Source organism: Citricoccus muralis (assembly GCF_029637705.1).
Classification (GTDB): domain Bacteria; phylum Actinomycetota; class Actinomycetes; order Actinomycetales; family Micrococcaceae; genus CmP2.
The window spans coordinates 922,731-941,053 of the sequence record NZ_CP121252.1 but is presented as its reverse complement, the minus strand read 5'-3'; the positions used below and the strand labels follow the sequence as shown (position 1 = coordinate 941,053).

Genomic DNA, 18,323 nt, shown 5'->3' with positions numbered 1-18,323 from the left:
GAAGACAGTCCTGACCACAGCGCCGACAAGAGCGCGTCACCCCCAAGGAATCTGTATGTCTGTCGAGACTCCGCAATACAGCCGCTCCTCCAATCAAAAAAGAGTCGCTGCCGCCACGCTGATCGGCACCACCATCGAGTGGTACGACTTCTTCATTTACGCAACGATGGCCGGTCTGGTCTTTGCGCAGCTGTTCTTCGAACCGGCCGGACCGTCGATCGGCCTACTCATCTCCTTTGCCTCCGTGGGTATCTCCTTCTTGTTCCGCCCACTCGGCGCTTTCCTCGCAGGCCACTACGGCGACAAACTGGGACGCCGCTTCATTCTGATGGTTACCCTGATCGGCATGGGTGTGGCCACCACGCTCATCGGCCTGCTTCCCACCTACGAGACGCTGGGCATCGTCGCGCCGATCCTGCTACTGGTGTTGCGCATCGTGCAGGGCATCTCCGCCGGCGGCGAATGGGGCGGAGCGGTCCTGATGGCAGTCGAGCACGCACCGGCCAAGCGCCGTGGCTTGGCCGGCTGCGTGCCGCAGCTCGGCGTGCCGCTGGGCATGCTGATGGCCACCGGCATCACTGCCCTGATGACCGGCGTCATCGCTCCCGGTGATGCGTTCCTGGAGTGGGGCTGGCGCGTTCCGTTCCTGCTGTCGATCGTGCTGATCGTGGTGGGTTATGTGGTGCGTATTGCCGTCGATGAGTCCCCCGTGTTCCAGGAGATGGCGGAAAAGAAGGAGCAGGCGAAGGTCCCGATCGTGGAGCTGTTCCGACGCTACTGGTACCTCGTCATCATTGCCGCACTCATCTTCTCGGGCAACAATGCCGTGGGCTACATGTCCACCGGCGGATTCCTGCCGGCCTACGCCACCACCGACACCATCGGCTTCGATCGCACCGAGATCCTGGTGGCCATGAGCTTCGCTTCGGCGGTGTGGTTCCTCTCCACCCTAGCGTCGGGTCCACTGTCGGACAAGATCGGTCGACGTCGCACCTACATCATCGGTTACATCTGGCTGATCCCCTCGGTGTTCCTGCTCTTCATCCTGATCAACACCGGGTCCCTGGCCATGGTGTACCTGGCGATGCTGCTGGTCTGCATCGGTACGGGCCTGACCTACGGGCCGCAGGCGGCTTTGTATTCGGAACTGTTCCCGGCCTCGGTGCGGTTCTCCGGAGTGTCCATCTCCTACGCCCTCGGCGCGGTCATCGGCGGTGCCTTCGCACCGACCATCGCCCAGGCGCTGCTGGACGCCACCGGCACTTCCATGGCGATCTCGATCTACCTGTGCGTGATGGTGGTGCTCGGTTTGGTGGCTGTCACCCTGGTCCGCGATCGCAAGGGTATTGACCTGTCGATCAACAATGAGCAGGAGCAATCCACCGGGATGACGGTGTTCGAGCCAGCGCAGACCTTCACGGTCCCGGCCCAGCATGGCTCCGCCGCGACGGACTCGTCACGACAGCACATCGGGGCCTGACCTCCGCCTCCCTGATCCCCTATACCTGTACCAGGGCGCCCTCACCGCTACGGTGAGGGCGCCCTGGTCGTCAGCGCAGGAACAGCGCACGCAATCGGTGCGTGGTGAACCAGATGCCCACGGTGATCATCACCGCGAAATAGCCCAGGTGGATGAACGTCACACCGCTGAAGGCACCGACGGAGAGCTGACGCATCAGCTCGACGGCGTGCCAGAGTGGCAGTGCCTGAATAAAGCCCTGAATCACGGCCGGATAGACGCTCAGTGGAAAAAACGTGGCCGAGAACAGGAACATCGGCATCATGACGATCCAGATCCAGTCCATCTGTTGGAAGGTACGCATATAACTGGTGATGGCCATACCCAGCGAGGCGAACGCGAAGGCCACCAACAGTGCGGCTGGCACGAGCAACAACGACCACCAGCTCGTGAGGTAGCCCAATACGGCCATCACCATCATGAAGGCCGTGGAATAGATCCCTCCGCGCAGCAGCGCCATACCGATCTCCCCCATCGCCACGTCGAGCGGGCCCACCGAAGTTGTCAGCATCGTACGGTAGAGCTTGGCGTGACGCAGCTTGAAGAACACGTTCCAGGTCGAATCGTAAATGGCACCGTTCATTGCCGAGACCGCCAACAGTGCCGGTGCGATAAACGCACCGTATTCCATCGGTCCAGCGGGTCCTTGCACCACACCAACGAGTGCCCCGAGGCCCAGCCCCAGGGAGAGCAGATAGAGCACCGGCTCAAAGAACCCGGAGATAAAAATGCCCCAATTACTCGTCTTCAGCGCCCGGAATCCACGTTCCATCACGGCCCGGATGTTGCCGGCATACATCGCAGAAAAGGCGCCCTGACGTACTTCAATGGCGGGCATGTCAGGGACCGTGCCGATGTAGGCATCTTGGGCGGCACGGGCAGCTTTCGCGGAGCGCTTCGTCAACTCACGCGACGAAATGGAGAATCGGTCACTGCCTCCGAGCCGGCTCTCGAAGACGCGCGCCACAGCCATCCAGCCCAGCGCGCACAACACGAGCAGATACCCCACGTGCACGGCGGTGAGCCAGCCCGGGTTGTCCATCCCGTAGGTGAGGATGCGCCCCAATTGCGCGGCGTGCCACTGCGGTGAAATCCACCCGATCCACTGCAGCGCCAGCGGAAGCGTGTTCAGCGCATAGAACGTCCCCGAAAACAAGAACATCGGCATGATGATGAACCGCTGGACCATGGCGAATTGCCCGGTGTCGCGGCGCAGACTGGCCGCGTAGGCCATCAGTGGCAGCCCGATCGCCAACCCGCCGGCCGTTGCGGTGAAAATTTGCACCCATGCCCAGGGTGAGCTGACGACACCGAAAGGCAACATCATCAGCAGGAACAGGGTGGCCTGGATCAGGAAGCGGATGGTCACACCCACCACGTGCCCGGCGGCGATATGCCAGGGTCGCAGCACCGTTGCTTGGGCGGCGTAAAAGGTTTTGTTCCAGGAGAACCCACCCATGATCGGGTAGGTGAATTCCGGGCTTCCCGAGGTCAGGATGCTTGCGGCCAGTAGCGCCGGAGCAAGAAACGCGACGTAGTCCACTCCCCCGATGCTGGCTTCGCCACCGCCGATCAGCGATCCGAGGCCTAAGCCCATGGCCATCAGATAGATCAACGGCTCGCCCACAGCCTCCACCAGCACGACGGTGCCGTAACGACGCAGATTCCTCAGAAAATGCTCGGCATACGACCACACGGACTTCCAAGCCGAGGGCACCTGGTGCTCCTGGGCCGGGGCCAAGGTGGATGGCGCCATCGTCTCTGGGACGCGCACGGAACCCTGGTCAGTCAACGAGCGACCGTCCCGTCAGATGCAGGAACACGTCCTCCAGCGAGGAACGCCGCACGAGCGACGACCGCGGCGTCCAGCCCGCGCCAGCCACCGCGCCTAAGGCGTGCTCGCCGTCGTCGGTGTAGAGCAGGAGCCGATCCGGGAGTACCTCGACCCGTTCGGCCACCGCCATCACGTCGGCGTTACCCGCCAGCTCATCAGCCACCGCCACATTGCGGTCCGAGCCGTAGCGCAGCTCCAGCACTTCGCGGGTGGAATGCTCTCGAATCAGCTGCGCGGGCGAGCCCTCTGCCATGATCTTCCCCTGATCGACCACGATGAGCCGGTCGCAGAGCTGTTCCGCCTCGTCCATGTAGTGCGTGGTGAGCACCAGGGTGGTGCCAGCTTCCTTGAGTCGGAACAGCCGGTCCCACAGCACATGCCGGGCCTGTGGGTCGAGCCCGGTGGTGGGCTCGTCGAGCATGAAAATCTGTGGCTGGTTGATCAGCCCGCGCGCGATCACGAGTCGGCGCTTCATCCCGCCGGATAGGTCTTCGACGCGGGCGTTGGCCTTCTCGGTGAGCTGGGCGAAATCCAGCAGTTCCTGCGATTTTGGGCGCAGGTAGGAGAACGGCAACCCGAAATACCGGCCGTAGACGATGAGGTTGTCGCGCACCGTGAGTTCGAGGTCGAGGTTATCTTCCTGGGGAACAACGCCAAGTTGCGCGCGCACCTTCGGGCCGTGCTGTTCCGGGTCCAGCCCCAGAATCTCTAGGCTGCCGGAGGTGCGCTGGGAGACGCCACCGATCATCCGCATGGTGGTGGATTTACCGGCGCCGTTGGGGCCCAACAATCCGAAGGCTTCACCGGGTTCCACATGGAAGTCGATACCGTCGACGGCGGCGAAGTCGCCGTAGCATTTGGTGAGTTGTCGGGCGGAGATGACCGCGTTGGTGAGGGGGCGCACCAACTCATCGTAGCGAGACGGACTTCACATCAACAATTGAACAGCACCGACGACGATGCCCCGAACCCTCAGCGAGAGGATCCGGGGCATGTCAGAACAGCTTCGCAGGTCAGCGGGCAGATGCCGCCTGGCGCTCCGCGGCTTCCACCACGTTGGCCACCAGCATTACGCGGGTCATTGGGCCCACGCCGCCGGGGTTCGGCGCCATCCACGAAGCCTTGTCTGCAACGGCTGGGTCGACATCGCCGACGATCTTGGCCTTGCCTGTTTCCGGGTCTTCGCGACGAGAGACGCCCACGTCCAGGATGATTACACCGTCCTTGACGTCCTCGGCCTTCACCATGTGAGCCACCCCGGCGGCGGCAATGATGACGTCGGCACGACCAATGTGCTCCTGCACGTCCACGGTGCCAGTATGTGCCAGAGTGACCGTGGCATTGACGTCCTTGCGGGTCAGTACCAGTCCGGCCGGGCGGCCGATGGTCACACCGCGGCCAATCACCAGCACGTTCTTACCGGCCAGCTCGATGCCGTAGTGGCGCAGCAGCTCCACACAGCCCTTAGGAGTGCAGGGCAGCGGCGAATCCAGGTCACCGGAGGTCGAAGCGACCAAGCGACCCAGATTCATGGGGTGTAGCCCGTCGGCGTCCTTGTCCGGGTCAATGGCTTCCAGAATGACATCGGTGTCGATGTGCTTCGGCAGCGGCAGCTGCACAATGTATCCGGTGCAGGCCGGGTCCTGGTTGAGCTCGTCGAGCACCGCCAGCAGCTCCTCCTGCGTGGTGGACTCGGGCAGCTCGCGCTGAATGGACTCGATACCCACTTCAGCGCAGTCCCGGTGCTTACCGGCCACGTACGACTGCGAACCGGGGTCCTCGCCGACGAGTACCGTGCCCAAACCAGGAGTCACCCCCTGCTCACGCAGTGCGGCGACGCGAGTCGCAAGGTCCTCCTTGATGGCGGCCGCAGTTGCGCGCCCGTCTAGTTTTTGTGCCGTCATCTCGTTCGCCATGTCCTTTGCGCTCTGATATATCAGGTCAGTATTGAACCACTCTATTGACGATGATCACATCTGTCACCAGGTTTCGAGGCCTTCGTACAACGGGAAATCGTCAGCCAGCTTGGCCACACGTGCGCTCAGTACCTCCACATCAGGGGACGGCTTGAGCGCGGTGGCAATGATGTCGGCCACTTCGGTGAACTCAGCATCGCCGAAGCCACGGGTGGCCAGCGCCGGAGTGCCGATACGCAGACCAGAGGTGGTCATCGGCGGACGCGGGTCCCACGGCACAGCATTGCGGTTCACGGTGATGCCCACCTGGTGCAGCAGGTCTTCAGCCTGACGCCCATCCAGCTCGGAATGGCGCAAGTCCACGAGCACCAGGTGCACGTCGGTGCCACCGGTCAGCACGGAGACGCCATGCTCTGCCACATCGGCACCCGTCAGGCGCTCAGCAAGAATCTGCGCACCAGCCAAGGTGTTGCGCTGGCGCTGCGCGAATTCCTCGCTGCCGGCGATCTTGAATGCGACCGCCTTACCAGCAATAGCCTGCATCAGCGGTCCGCCCTGCTGGCCCGGGAACACCGCCGAGTCGATCTTCTTCTTCAGATTCTCGGTGGTCAGAATGAAACCGGAACGCGGCCCGGCCAGCGTCTTGTGCACCGTCGAGGAGACGACGTCGGCGTACGGCACCGGATTCGGATGCAGCCCTGCGGCTACCAATCCGGCGAAGTGCGCCATATCGACCCAGAGCTTCGCGCCCACTTCGTCAGCAATAGAGCGGAACGCCTCGAAATCGAGCTGACGCGGGTAGGCAGACCAGCCGGCCACGATGACGTCGGGGCGCTCGGCGACGGCCTGCTCGCGCACCTTGTCCATGTCAATGCGGTACGACTCCGAGTCCACTTCATAGGCAGCGATGCGGAAATTCTTGCCCGAGTAGTTCAGCTTCATGCCGTGGGTCAGGTGGCCACCATGGGCCAGGGACAGCCCCATCAGGGTATCGCCGTGCTCCATGAGCGCCTGCATCACGGCCACGTTGGCCTGGGCTCCCGCATGGGGCTGAACATTGGCGTGTTCGGCGCCGAAGAGATCCTTGGCGCGCTGGATCGCCAGATTTTCGGCGACGTCAACGAATTCGCAGCCGCCATAGTAGCGGCGACCGGGGTAACCCTCAGCGTACTTGTTGGTGAGCACCGAGCCCTGGGTTTCCAGGATGGCGCGAGGCACGAAGTTCTCGGAGGCGATCATTTCCAAGGTGCCGCGCTGGCGGCCCACCTCGTCGGCGATCGCCTGGGCGATCTCGGGATCAACCTCGGACAAGGGGGCAGTGTTGATGGATGTCTGGATGGTGGCGGTCTGGTCCGTCATGAGAGTCTCCTGCTGGCGGTATTGATCGAAGGGCGACGCATACGAACCCAGGCGGACGGCTCGTACACCAGCATGCGCGCCACACCTGAAAATCGTCAGTGCGACACGAGAAGCCGCTTCCCGGTGGTAGCCCACCTGCGCCAGTCGCGGCTTCCTCGCTCATCTTAGCCGCACCACCGGCGCCTTGCACTACCCTTACGGCCCCGCCCAAAACATGCCGTGCGCCACAAGCTCAGGCTAGCCTAACCTTGCTTTTTTGAGTGATTCAAAATTGGGAGACTAGTGTCATGCGCCACGACGCCAGCCACACGACCGAGGGATCCCAGGCCCCCTCCCTGACCTGGGCCGCGCGACTGCGCCAGACGGGTCTGCGCGTCACCAAACAGCGCCTGGCTGTGCTGAACGCGCTCGAGACCCTGCCGCATTCCACCGCGGACGACATTCTCCAGTCTGTGCGCGCCACCCTGCCCGATATGACGGTGCAGTCGATCTACATCGTGTTGCACTCCTTGGTTGATGTGGGACTGGCCCGCAAGCTGGACCTTCCGGATTCGGCCGCCCGCTATGAAACCCGCGTTGATGACAACCACCACCACGCCGTCTGCGTGCACTGCGGTCGCATCGAAGATGTGGCCTGCGCCGTCGGCCATGCCCCCTGTCTTACGCCGTCGCACGACCACGGCATGAGCATCCAGATTGCCGATGTGGTCTACCACGGCGTCTGTAGCAATTGCCGAGACGCCACCGCGGTCAAGGAAACCACCGCACCGTAGATCCGACCACAGACTGCTCCACTAGCCGGCAGTCCCACAATTTCCATCTGTCCCACCCGTCCACTCGTACAACCAAGGAGAATGAGATGACCGAGAACACCACTCGTCACGCCACGGGTTCGACCACCCAGGCCGGTATCCCCGCCGTCAGCGACCGCAACTCGCTGACCGTGGGACCTAACGGCCCGATCGTGCTGCACGATCACCACTTGGTCGAGACCCTGGCTCACTTCAACCGAATGAACGTTCCTGAGCGCCGTCCGCACGCCAAGGGTTCCGGCGCCTTCGGCACCCTGAAGGTCACTGAGGACGTCTCCCAATACACCAAGGCTGACTTCCTGCAGCCCGGCAAGGAGACCGACCTGCTGCTGCGCTTCTCCACCGTCGCCGGCGAGCTGGGCTCTCCCGACACCTGGCGTGACGTGCGCGGCTTCGCCCTGAAGTTCTACACCGAAGAGGGCAACTTCGACCTCGTCGGCAACAACACCCCCATCTTCTTCCTGCGCGACCCCATGAAGTTCCCGCACTTCATCCGCTCACAGAAGCGCCTGCCCGATTCCGGCCTGCGCGACGGCACCATGCAGTGGGACTTCTGGACGCAGAACCCCGAGTCCGCACACCAGGTGACCTACCTGATGGGCGAGCGCGGCCTGCCCAAGACCTGGCGCGAGATGAACGGCTACGGCTCCCACACCTACATGTGGGTCAACGAGTCCGGCGAGAAGTTCTGGGTCAAGTGGCACTTCCTCTCCCAGCAGGGTGTGGAGGTGCTTTCCAACGAAGAGGCCGAGCGCCTGGCCGGTGCAGACGCCGAGTACCACCGCCGCGACCTGTTCGACACCATCAACGCCGGAGACTTCCCGAAGTGGGACCTCTACGTTCAGGTCATGCCGTACGAGGAAGCCAAGACCTACCGCTACAACCCCTTCGACCTCACCAAGACCTGGTCGAAGAAGGACTACCCGCGCATCAAGGTCGGCACCATGGAGCTGAACCGTAACCCGGAGAACCACTTCGCTCAGATCGAGCAGGCTGCCTTCTCCCCCGGCAACATGGTTCCCGGCATCGGCATGTCCCCCGACAAGATGCTGCTCGGCCGCAACTTCGCATACGCGGACGCTCAGCGCTACCGCATCGGCACCAACTTCCAGCAGCTGCCCGTCAACCGCCCGAAGAACGAGGTGCACACCTACAGCTTCGAGGGCAACATGTGGTACGACCACAGCGGCGCCCGTAGCGTCTACGCACCGAACTCCTTCGGCGATTCCTGGTCGGACGAGACCGGCGCAGTGGACGTCTCCTGGGAATCCGACGGCGAGATGGTCCGCGAGGCATACACGCTGCGCGAAGAAGACGGAGATTTCGTGCAGCCAGGCATCCTGATCCGCGAAGTGTTCACCGACGCTCAGCGCGATCAGTTCGTGGAGACCGTCTCCGGCGCTCTCGACGGCGTGCAGGAGCCCGTGCTCTCCAACGCCTTCCAGTACTGGAAGAACGTTGACGCCACCATCGGTCAGCGCATCGAGGATGCCGTCAAGGCCAACCTCGGCGATGACACCCCGGGTGTCTGATAGCACCATCACTCGGAGTTGATCTGAGCAGCACGAAGCCCCCACGGAAAATTTTCGTGGGGGCTTCGTCGTCGGCTGGAGCAGGTGTGCTCACCGGACCTTACTGGTCTTCTTCGGTATCGCCTTCCAGTCCACCGGTATCATCGCCGGTGTCCTCCAAGCCGCCGGCGTCGTCGCCGGTCTCAGCACCGGTATCGGATTCGACGCCACCGTCTTCCGTGCCGCCGAGCTCGTCGCTGGTGCCGGACTCTTCAGCGCCGTCCTCGAGGGTGCCCTCGTCCATGCCGCCCTCCTCAGCGGGGGCCTCAACGCCATCTTCGGCAGGCGCGGTGTCTTCGGTGTTGTCGCATGCAGCCGTTCCCATCACGAGCAGGGAACCCACACCCAGTGCGGCAGCAAGCTTACGAAGTTTCTTCGGATCGGTCGTCGCCATGACTTCCACCTCCGTTGTCGTTGGGATTCGTCAAAAGATGCGGTGTCTCCGCATCGTGGCGAGTCGTCCAAGTTCGTCAGAACCGGATAACTGCCACCCATCATGACCACACCGCCGGGTGACTATGAAACCCCTGAGCCGCAATTTCGGCACAATCACCGCGAGCTTTCACGGGGTGCCAAGGTTCCCTTGAGCTTTGTGGCGTGAATCACTATGCTCTTAGTTATTGTGATTCACGTACCGGCATTCCGCCTCCCTGAGCATGTCGAAAGGTAGTCTCGACGCTATGACTGACACCGCGAACTCCTCCGCCACCGAGAAAACTCTGATCCTGACCCTGTCGTGCACGAACCGTCCCGGAATCGTGCACGCCGTCTCCGGCGCATTGCTCGAGGTCGGGGCGGACATCACCGAATCTCAGCAGTATGACTCCCCCGACACCGGCAGTTTCTTCATGCGCGTGCAGTTCACCACCTCCGCTACCGCGGAGGCCACCGAGGAAGTGCTCGCCTCGGTGCGCGAGAAGTTCGACATGAATCTGACCGTCAATGACTCGCTGCGCAAAACCCGCACCCTGATCATGTGCTCCAAGGACGGACGCACCCTGAACGATCTGCTCTTCCAGCAGCGGGCCGGCACCCTGCCCATCGAGATCCCGGTGATCGTCTCCAACCACCTGGACCTGCAGCCGATGGCATTCTTCTACGGCATCCCCTTCGTGCACATTCCGATCAAGAAGAACGCCGACGGCACCGACAATAAAGCCGCCGCCGAGGCCCAGCTCATGGACTTGGTCAACACCTACGACGTCGAACTCGTGGTCCTGGCCCGCTATATGCAGGTGCTCTCCGACGACCTGTGCTCGAAGCTGGCCGGTCGTGCGATCAACATTCACCACTCGTTCCTGCCTTCCTTCAAGGGCGCCAAGCCGTACCACCAGGCCCACGCCCGCGGCGTGAAGCTCATCGGCGCCACCGCCCACTATGTGACCGGCGACCTGGACGAGGGCCCGATCATCGAGCAACGCGTGCAGCGGGTGACCCACGGTCTCACCGCCAAGCAGTTCGTGGTGCGCGGTCGCGAGGTGGAGGGCTCCACCCTGTGCCAGGCTGTGCAGTGGCATGCCGAGCACCGTGTGCTGCTCGACGGTCACCGCACCGTGGTGTTCTCCTAGTTCAAGACTCTCGACGGGACGCCACTTCGTCACCGTAGACTGGTGAGATGGCACACATCATCACCCTGTCCGGTTCCACTCCCCAGCTCCACGAGACCGTTTTCGCGGCCCCAACCGCCACGCTGAGCGGCGACGTCGCCCTGGGCCAGCAGTCCTCTGCGTTCTATGGGGTCTCCGTGCGCGGCGATTCCGCGCCGATCCGCGTGGGCGAGCGCACGAATCTGCAGGACAATGTGGTGGTCCACGCCGATCCGGGTTTCCCCTGCACCATCGGCGACGACGTCTCGGTGGGCCACGCCGCTGTGGTGCACGGCGCCACCGTGGGGAACGGATGCCTGATCGGCATGTCGGCCACCGTGATGAACGGCGCTGTCGTGGGCGCGCAGTCGCTGGTAGCCGCGGGCGCGCTGGTGACCGAGGGGGCCGTCATTCCACCGCGTAGCCTGGTGGCCGGGGTGCCCGCCAAGGTCCGCCGCGAGCTCACCGAGGACGAACTCGCCGCGCTCAAGAACAACGCGGAGACCTACGTGGAGAAGGCCGAACTACACCGCGAGGCGCTACGCGACGACTCCTGAAGGGCGCGTCAGCGTGGGCCAGTGCGCATCAGCGTTGCTGCGCCATCTCGATCTCGCGTTGCCGGTCTTCGGCGGCGAGCCGAGTCAACTCCGCACCACGCTCCGGGTCACGGGTCAGGTTATCCCCGGTCTCCGGGTCGAAAATATGCATCCGTGAGGTGTCCACCCACAGATCCAACGGCTGTCCGGGGCGTGCCAGCGACTCGGCCGAAAGGGTGGCTACCACCTGCGGGCGTAGCTCATCGGCGTCGAGCTCTTGAGCCAGCGCGGTGAGCCGGTCAGCCACCCGCTCGTCCTGCTCGTAGTCGATGTAGCCGTACTGCTCGTGGCCCAGCCACTCCACATGGCTGATGGTGGAGGGGAACACCGAGCCCTGTGCACGCTTGGCGTCGTCGAGCATCGAGGCATCCTCGAAGAACTCAGGGCGCAGGCCGATCAGCACAATCTCGCGGCCCAGGGCAGCGGCGGCCTTGTCTTGCGGGATCGGAATGTCACCGATCGGCGAGGAGAGCACGTGCCCCTCGGCGGTTTCCTTGTGGGTGGCAGGCAGGAAGTTCATCGACGGCGAGCCGATGAATCCGGCCACGAACAGGTTCGCCGGCTGTTCGTAGAGCTCCCGTGGTGAGGCGACCTGTTGCAGAACGCCCTTTTTCAGCACGGCCACCCGGTCGCCCAGTGTCATCGCCTCAGTCTGATCGTGGGTGACGTACACCGAGGTGACGCCCAGACGGCGCTGCAGCTGCGAGATTTCGGCACGCATCTGCCCGCGCAGCTTGGCATCCAGGTTCGACAGGGGCTCATCGAAGAGGAATGCATCGGCTTCACGCACGATGGCTCGGCCCATGGCCACACGCTGACGCTGACCGCCGGAGAGGTTGGCCGGTTTACGGTCGAGGTGATCGTCCAATTCCAACAGCGCCGAGGCCTCGCGGACCTTCTGGTCCACCTCGGAGTTGCTCAGCTTCGCCAGCCGCAGCGGGAACGCGATGTTCTCGAACACGGTCAGGTGCGGGTACAGCGCATAGTTCTGGAACACCATGGCCAGATTGCGCTCCTTGGGGTCCGCCTCGTTGACCCGCCGGCCATCGATCATCATGTCACCCGAGGTGATGTCCTCCAGGCCCACGATCATCCGCAGTAGCGTGGACTTGCCGCAACCGGAGGGTCCGACCAGAATCACGAACTCGCCGTCGGCAATGTCCAAGGAGACATCGTTGACCGCCGGGAAGCCGTCGTCGTACTTCTTGACGATGTTGTTCAGGGTGATGGATGCCATCAGTGCTCCTACTTTCTTCTAGCCCTTGACCGCGCCCGAGGTCAGACCGGCAACGATCTGGCGCTGGAACAGGACCACGAGAATGACGATGGGGATCGTGACGATGATAGCGGCAGCCGAGATGGCTCCCGTGGGTGATTCGAACTGGGAGGCGCCCGAGAAGAACGCGAGCGCGGCGGGCACGGTTCTCGCCGCCTCCGAAGAGGTCAGCGACATCCCGTAGACAAAGTCATTCCACGCGATGAAAAACGCAATGATCGCGGTGGTGAACACGCCGGGCAGTGCCAGCGGCACGATCACCTTGCGGAACGCCTGCAGCGGGGTGGCGCCGTCGACCTGGGCCGCTTGTTCCAGCTCCCAGGGGATCTGCTGGAAGAACGCGGCCAGGGTCCAGATGGCGATCGGAAGCGTCAGTGACAGGTACGGGATGATCAACCCGAGCCAGGTGTCGTAGAGCCCGATGGTGCGCCACATATTGAACAGCGGGGTGACCAGGGAGATCACCGGGAACATCGAGACCATCAGCGAGACGGTGAGCACTACGCGCTTGCCCGGGAAGTTCAGCCGGGCGATGGCGTAGGCACACAGGGTGGCCAACACGACGGCAATGAAGGTGGCAATCACCGAGATCCCGATCGAGTTCCACAGCGCGGTGAGGAACAGCTCACGGGAGGCGCCGGTGATGATCTCCTCGTAGTTCATGGTCGACCAGCTGGTCGGAAGGAACTGGTTGTTGGACAGATCCCCCGGCGTCTTGAAGCTGGTGGTGAGGATCGAGGCGACCGGGAACAGGCACCACACGGTGATGAAGGCGGTGAGGATCCACCAGCCGGCCACCATTCTGCCGCGACCGGACCGCTTCGGCTTGCCGCCCTGCTGTGCGGTGCCAGACGTCGTCGTCACTTCTGCGCTCATGATTTCCCTCCCTGACCTCGGGCCAGGTCGACTTTGAAGACCTTGACTGCGATGAACGCCAACAACGCCACGCACAGGAACAGCAGCACAGAGACCGCGGAGCCGAGCCCGATCTCCAAACGGACGATCGAGGTGCGGTAGGCCAACAGCGAGAGCACCTCGGTACCGTAATCACCGTTGGTCATGATGAACACGGCGTCGAAGATGCGGAAGGCGTCCAGGGCGCGGAACAGCACCGCCACCATGATGGCCGCCTTCATGTTCGGCAGGATCACCTTCCACAGGCGCTGACGCCAGGTCGCGCCGTCAACGGCTGCGGCCTCGCTGAGCTCCTCGGGCACCTGGGCCAGACCCGCCAACAACAGCAACGAGATGAACGGGGTGGTCTTCCAGATCTCGGAGAGCATGATCACGGTCAACGCGGATCCGGCCTGGGCGAACCAGTTCAGATCGGAATCCACGCCGGGCACCCACCCCATCCAGTTATTCATGTACCCCGAGTCGATGGAGAACATGTAATACCAGGCGTAGGCGGAGACGACGGTGACGATACCGTACGGCACCAGAATCACGGTGCGCACGAACCCGCGGGTGGAGGTGATCGCCTTGTGCATCACCAGGGCAAGGGCGAAGCCGAGCACCAGCTCGACCGCCACGGTGACCACGGTGATCAGCACGGTGACGGCGAAGCCGGACCACCACACCGAATCGGTGAGGATGGTGAGGTAGTTGCTCAGCCCCACGAACTCGCGGTCATCAGGGGCGGTGAGCCGGTAGGAGAACAGGGAGTCCCACAGCGCCTGCATGAGCGGATAGAAGATGACAGCGATCATGATGAAGAACGCCGGTCCGGCCAGCCACCAGCCCAGTCGGGCCTCGGCCTTGGTCCGCTTGGATTTGACCGGTCGCACTGATTTCTTCCGTGATGCTGCCGGCTGCGCGGTCGATTCGGTCGTCACAGCAGGGCCTCCCCTCTGAGCACCTTCTCGATGAAGTTCCCCGTCTCCACGGCCGTGCCTTCGGCAACCTGGCTGGGCGGGGTGAACGAGTCCTGGATCGCCGTCGAGACCTCGTTGTAGTACGGGGTCTGCGGGCGCGGCACCGCCTGGTCCAGGGACTCCCGAATGGTGTCCGCCATCGGGAACATCTCCTCGATCTCCGGATCGTCATACGCTGACGCCGAGGCGGGCGGGTTGCCGTTGGAGATGAAGTAGTAGGACTGGTTTTCCGGTTCCACGATGCACTGGATCGCGTCCCACGCCAGGTCTTGGTTTTGTGATTCGGACCCGACGCCGAGGTTGATTCCGCCCAGCGGAGGCGCCGATTCCTGGCCTTCGCTCATCTGAGGGTAGACGGCCCAGCCGATGTCGTCGATCAGGTCTTCGGGCACCGCGCCCTCCTCGGCGGCCGCGTTCGTGGCGGGCCAGACGAACGGCCAGTTCACCATGAACGAGCCGTTGTCGCCGCGGAACAGCAGCATCGATTCGTTCTCCGCCTGGGTGGGCAAGCCGGGGCCACCGAGACCTTCCGAGCCGATGGTGCCCACAACATCCGCAGCGGCGCGCCCGGCGTCGGAGTCCAGGTCGGTGACGAGTTCATCAGCGCCGGCCTCCGGGTTCTGCAGGATCTGCCCGCCAGCCGAGGCCACCAGCGCGTTGACCCACACGGTCATCGATTCGGCGTTCGCGCCCTGCACGCCCAGGTACTTCTCTTGGTCGCGGGCGGCGTCGATCAGCTGCTCCCAGGTGACCGGCTGATCCATGTCCAGGCCGGCAGTTTCGGCCACCGACTTGCGGTACCAGAGCAGCTGGGTGTTGGCCCAGAACGGCACCGAGACGATCTCGTCTTTCCACATGGCACCAGCCAGCGCGCCGTCGAGCGTGTCCTCGGTGGTCGCTGCAGCCACATCGTCGGGCACCGGCGCCAGGAATCCGGGTTCGGAGAGTTCCGGGATGAACGGCGGGTCCAGGCTCATGATGTCCATGGTGGTGTCGCCGGCGGCCAAGCGGCGGGTGAGCTGCTCGCGCTGAGAGGCTGCATCGTTCGGGAGCACCGAGGTTTCGATGCGATAGCGGCCCTCGGCAGCATCGGTGCAGCGGGCGGCAATTTCCGCCTGTCCGCCGTCGTCGGGATTGGTGTACCAGGTGAGCACCGGGGTGCCGTCGTCGCCGGAGCACCCGGCAAGCAGCAGCGTTGACGTGGTTAGCACGGCCGAGACCGTGAGCCACCGACGTCGTGTCGAAGCGGGGTTCTTCACAGGCAACACTTCCCCTGTTGGCGGTTTAACGACGATGTGACCACCATCATCATGGATTGAGCATATTCTCAGGTTCGTTCATTTGTAACCCCCTAGACGTCGGAGGTCAACGACCCGCTTCCCCGAGTCCTCCAACCGGAGACGGCGAAGGCTGATGTGGTTCAGAATGTGGACATGGGAGCAGAAGTGGAAGCACAAACCTATTCGCGCTCGGCCCGCAGCCGGTACCGAGAGCTGCTAGCGGACTCCGCGGAGCAGCTACGTGCCTACCTGGCCCAGGACGGGTTTTCCGAACGCGGGATGATCGGCCTGGAACTGGAGCTGAACCTGGTGGATGAGGCCAACCGTCCAGCCATGGTGAACGCCGATGTGCTCCAGACTCTCGGCGAGCACGGTTTCGACCCAGAGCTGGGACGGTTCACCATCGAACTGAACCATCCCACCGTGGAGATCGCCGGGACGGGGCTACGCGAACTGGAAGATTCCCTGCGCGAGAAGTTACTGGTGGCCCACGAACACGCCGCGCGCCATGGAGCCTTCGTGGTGCCGGTCGGGATTCTGCCGTCGGTGCTCGGCGACGACATTGTGGGAGACGCATGGATCAGCCCCGGCAACCGTTTCGCCGCGCTGAATGATGCGATTCTCACCGCCCGGGGCGAGGACATTCTGATCGACATTCACGGCGCCGATGAGCACCTCTCCTACTACGCCCAGGACATTGCGGCGGAGGCCACCTGCACCTCGATGCAGATCCACCTCGAGGTCACCCGCGAGCGGTTCGGGGCGGTGTGGAATGCGGCGCAGTGCATTGCCGGAGCGCAGATCGCCCTGGCCGCGAACTCGCCACTGTTTCTCGGATCCCGGCTGTGGCACGAGACTCGGATTCCGGTGTTTCAGCAGGCGATTGATGACCGTGCCCCGGAGTATGCCCGCCAGGGAGTGCGGCCGCGGGTGTGGTTCGGGGAACGCTGGATCTCCGGGATCGAGGAGCTGTTCGCGGAGAACGTGGACTACTTCCCTGCCCTGTTGCCGGAGCAATCGGAGGGGGCGACGACGACGGGGCGCGGGGCGCCGTTGCTGCCGGAGCTGAACCTGCACAACGGGACCGTCTACCGGTGGAACCGGCCCATTTATGATCCGGGTAACGATCAGCGCGAGGCACACCTGCGCGTGGAGAACCGGCTGCTGCCGGCCGGACCGACGGTGCTGGACATGACGGCTAACACAGCGTTCTTTTTCGGGGCGGTGCGCTACCTGGTGGACTCGGAGGAGAACCCCTGGGAGCGCATGAGTTTCAGGGCGGCGGCCGACGGGTTCTACCGGTGTGCGCGGCAGGGCCTGGAAGCCAGTGTGTATTGGCCCGGGTTCGGGGACGTGCCCGTGGCCGAGCTGTTGGACCGACACCTCCTGCCGGCCGCGGAACAGGGACTCAGCAGCCTGGGTGTGGACCAACACTGCATCGACCGGTATCTGGGGGTGCTCACCGGGCGCACCCGCAACGGCCAGAACGGTGCCACCTGGATGACCCGCACGCTGGCCCGACTCGAAGAGGGAGGATTGGCGCGTCCGGATGCGCTGGGCCAATTGGTCGGACTGTACCGCGAGCACGCCGTCTCCTCGGCCGCCGTGCACACGTGGCCGTTGCCCCAGTGATATGACACGATGAAGCGCATGACCACCCCCATTGAGCGCCTGATCTCCCTGCCCGGCTCGGACGAGGTTGCCGGCACCGTGTACGAGGACGCGCACCGGCTGTTAGTGCAGGCCGTGGCCGAACACGACGCCGAACTGGTGGCACCTGAGAGCGGACAGGCCACCGGTGTCGTCGTCATTGAACATCTCGACCCGCAGCGCATCGACGAGGTGTTGGCCGCGAATCCGCAGGTGAGCTGGGTGCAGCTGCCCTCCGCCGGGATCGAGACCTACCTGCCGGTGATCCGCCGCCACCGCGCTGTGACGTTTACGTCCGCCAAGGGCAGCTATGCCGGCCCGGTGGCCGAACACGCGCTGGCGCTCACCCTGGCACTGCTGCGGCGGCTGCCCGAGCGGATCCGCGCCACCCGGTGGGGTGGCAAAGCCGGGTTTTCGCTCAATGATGCCCGCGCCGTCGTCGTCGGTGGTGGTGGCATCGGCACCGAGATCGTTCGGCTGCTGGGCGCCTGGACCACCCACATCACGGTGGTGCGGCGCCGGGATGAGCCGGTGGAGGGTGCGCACCGCACCGTCACCACGCAGCGACTGGATGAGGTGCTGGCCGACGCCGACGTCGTCGTGCTCGCCGCTGCCGCTACCGATGAGACGCGCGCGATGATCGGTGCCACCCAGTTCGAACGCATGAAAGAGACCGCGGTGCTGGTCAACATTGCCCGGGGGTCCCTGGTGGACACCGACGCCTTGGTGACCGCGCTGCAGCAGGGGAAGATTCGCGCCGTCGGTACCGACGTGACCGACCCGGAACCGCTGCCCGAGGGGCACCCGCTGTGGGCGGAGCCGAACGCGCTGATCACCCCGCACTCCGCCGACACCCCGCAGATGTGCATCCCGCTCTTACAGGACAGGATCACCGCGAACCTGGTGCGCCGTGCCGAGGCGCGACTGGCCGGGCCCAGGGTGGATGCGGCTGAGCTTGTCGGCGTCGTCGACCCCGACGCCGGATACTGACGCAACCGACTAGGCTGGAATCTACGCCCCGGTTGTCTCACCAACCGACCATCCGCCCGC

16 protein-coding genes and 1 riboswitch are annotated in these 18,323 nt (G+C 63.9%); of the genes, 7 read left to right on the top strand and 9 right to left on the bottom strand.

Annotated features, from left to right (window positions below; all coding sequences use genetic code 11):
• Positions 1 to 55 precede the first annotated feature (55 nt).
• Positions 56 to 1,480, top strand: coding sequence for an MFS transporter (locus P8192_RS04290; RefSeq protein WP_278158747.1), 1,425 nt, complete (start codon positions 56 to 58; stop codon positions 1,478 to 1,480).
• Between the two features lie 70 nt (positions 1,481 to 1,550).
• Here P8192_RS04290 and P8192_RS04285 read toward each other — a convergent pair whose 3' ends face one another.
• From P8192_RS04285 to glyA, 4 genes are all read right to left on the bottom strand, one after another.
• Positions 1,551 to 3,311, bottom strand: coding sequence for an ABC transporter permease (locus P8192_RS04285; protein WP_278158746.1), 1,761 nt, complete (start codon positions 3,309 to 3,311; stop codon positions 1,551 to 1,553).
• The gene (locus tag P8192_RS04280; protein WP_431521139.1) at positions 3,304 to 4,257 is read right to left on the bottom strand and encodes an ABC transporter ATP-binding protein; all 954 of its coding nucleotides are present in this window, start codon (positions 4,255 to 4,257) and stop codon (positions 3,304 to 3,306) included. Before P8192_RS04280 ends, P8192_RS04285 begins: the two co-directional genes overlap by 8 nt.
• Positions 4,258 to 4,366: 109 nt before the next feature.
• Positions 4,367 to 5,257: a bifunctional methylenetetrahydrofolate dehydrogenase/methenyltetrahydrofolate cyclohydrolase gene (locus tag P8192_RS04275; RefSeq protein ID WP_278158744.1), complete on the bottom strand. Its 891-nt coding sequence runs from the start codon at positions 5,255 to 5,257 to the stop codon at positions 4,367 to 4,369.
• A 75-nt stretch (positions 5,258 to 5,332) separates the two neighbouring features.
• A complete protein-coding gene (glyA, locus tag P8192_RS04270; RefSeq protein WP_278158743.1) occupies positions 5,333 to 6,628 on the bottom strand; it encodes a serine hydroxymethyltransferase in 1,296 nt (431 codons plus the stop codon).
• 38 nt (positions 6,629 to 6,666) lie between these two features.
• Positions 6,667 to 6,786, bottom strand: a riboswitch (ZMP/ZTP riboswitch).
• A gap of 129 nt (positions 6,787 to 6,915) precedes the next feature.
• Between glyA and P8192_RS04265 the strand changes: the two genes are divergently transcribed.
• Both P8192_RS04265 and P8192_RS04260 read left to right on the top strand, forming a co-directional pair.
• Complete coding sequence (locus tag P8192_RS04265; protein WP_270105976.1) at positions 6,916 to 7,401, top strand: Fur family transcriptional regulator; 486 nt, start codon at positions 6,916 to 6,918, stop codon at positions 7,399 to 7,401.
• A gap of 86 nt (positions 7,402 to 7,487) precedes the next feature.
• Positions 7,488 to 8,972, top strand: a complete 1,485-nt coding sequence (locus P8192_RS04260; protein ID WP_270105977.1) for a catalase — start codon at positions 7,488 to 7,490, stop codon at positions 8,970 to 8,972.
• Between the two features lie 100 nt (positions 8,973 to 9,072).
• Here the strand turns inward: P8192_RS04260 and P8192_RS04255 are convergent, their stop codons facing one another.
• The gene (locus P8192_RS04255) at positions 9,073 to 9,405 is read right to left on the bottom strand and encodes a hypothetical protein (protein ID WP_278158742.1); all 333 of its coding nucleotides are present in this window, start codon (positions 9,403 to 9,405) and stop codon (positions 9,073 to 9,075) included.
• A 286-nt stretch (positions 9,406 to 9,691) separates the two neighbouring features.
• Here P8192_RS04255 and P8192_RS04250 point away from each other — a divergent pair, with 286 nt between their 5' ends.
• Together P8192_RS04250 and P8192_RS04245 are read left to right on the top strand one after the other, a co-directional pair.
• On the top strand, positions 9,692 to 10,579 hold the full coding sequence (locus P8192_RS04250) for a formyltetrahydrofolate deformylase (protein ID WP_270105979.1): 888 nt from the start codon (positions 9,692 to 9,694) through the stop codon (positions 10,577 to 10,579).
• Between the two features lie 47 nt (positions 10,580 to 10,626).
• On the top strand, positions 10,627 to 11,154 hold the full coding sequence (locus P8192_RS04245; protein WP_278158741.1) for a gamma carbonic anhydrase family protein: 528 nt from the start codon (positions 10,627 to 10,629) through the stop codon (positions 11,152 to 11,154).
• Positions 11,155 to 11,182: 28 nt separating this feature from the next.
• Here P8192_RS04245 and P8192_RS04240 read toward each other — a convergent pair whose 3' ends face one another.
• From P8192_RS04240 to P8192_RS04225, 4 genes are all read right to left on the bottom strand, one after another.
• Positions 11,183 to 12,430 carry an ABC transporter ATP-binding protein gene (locus tag P8192_RS04240; RefSeq protein ID WP_278158740.1) on the bottom strand — a complete coding sequence of 416 codons (1,248 nt, stop codon included), beginning with the start codon at positions 12,428 to 12,430 and terminating at the stop codon, positions 11,183 to 11,185.
• A gap of 18 nt (positions 12,431 to 12,448) precedes the next feature.
• Entirely contained in the window at positions 12,449 to 13,270 is an 822-nt protein-coding gene (locus P8192_RS04235; protein ID WP_270107615.1) for a carbohydrate ABC transporter permease, read from the bottom strand.
• 71 nt (positions 13,271 to 13,341) lie between these two features.
• A complete protein-coding gene (locus P8192_RS04230; protein WP_278158738.1) occupies positions 13,342 to 14,304 on the bottom strand; it encodes a carbohydrate ABC transporter permease in 963 nt (320 codons plus the stop codon).
• Complete coding sequence (locus tag P8192_RS04225) at positions 14,301 to 15,554, bottom strand: extracellular solute-binding protein (RefSeq protein WP_270105983.1); 1,254 nt, start codon at positions 15,552 to 15,554, stop codon at positions 14,301 to 14,303. Before P8192_RS04225 ends, P8192_RS04230 begins: the two co-directional genes overlap by 4 nt.
• 222 nt (positions 15,555 to 15,776) lie before the next feature.
• On the opposite strand from P8192_RS04225, the gene P8192_RS04220 reads away from it, so the two are divergent.
• The gene (locus P8192_RS04220; RefSeq protein ID WP_278158734.1) at positions 15,777 to 17,255 is read left to right on the top strand and encodes a glutamate-cysteine ligase family protein; all 1,479 of its coding nucleotides are present in this window, start codon (positions 15,777 to 15,779) and stop codon (positions 17,253 to 17,255) included.
• Positions 17,256 to 17,273: 18 nt separating this feature from the next.
• Positions 17,274 to 18,263, top strand: a complete 990-nt coding sequence (locus P8192_RS04215) for an NAD(P)-dependent oxidoreductase (RefSeq protein WP_278158732.1) — start codon at positions 17,274 to 17,276, stop codon at positions 18,261 to 18,263.
• Positions 18,264 to 18,323 lie beyond the last annotated feature (60 nt).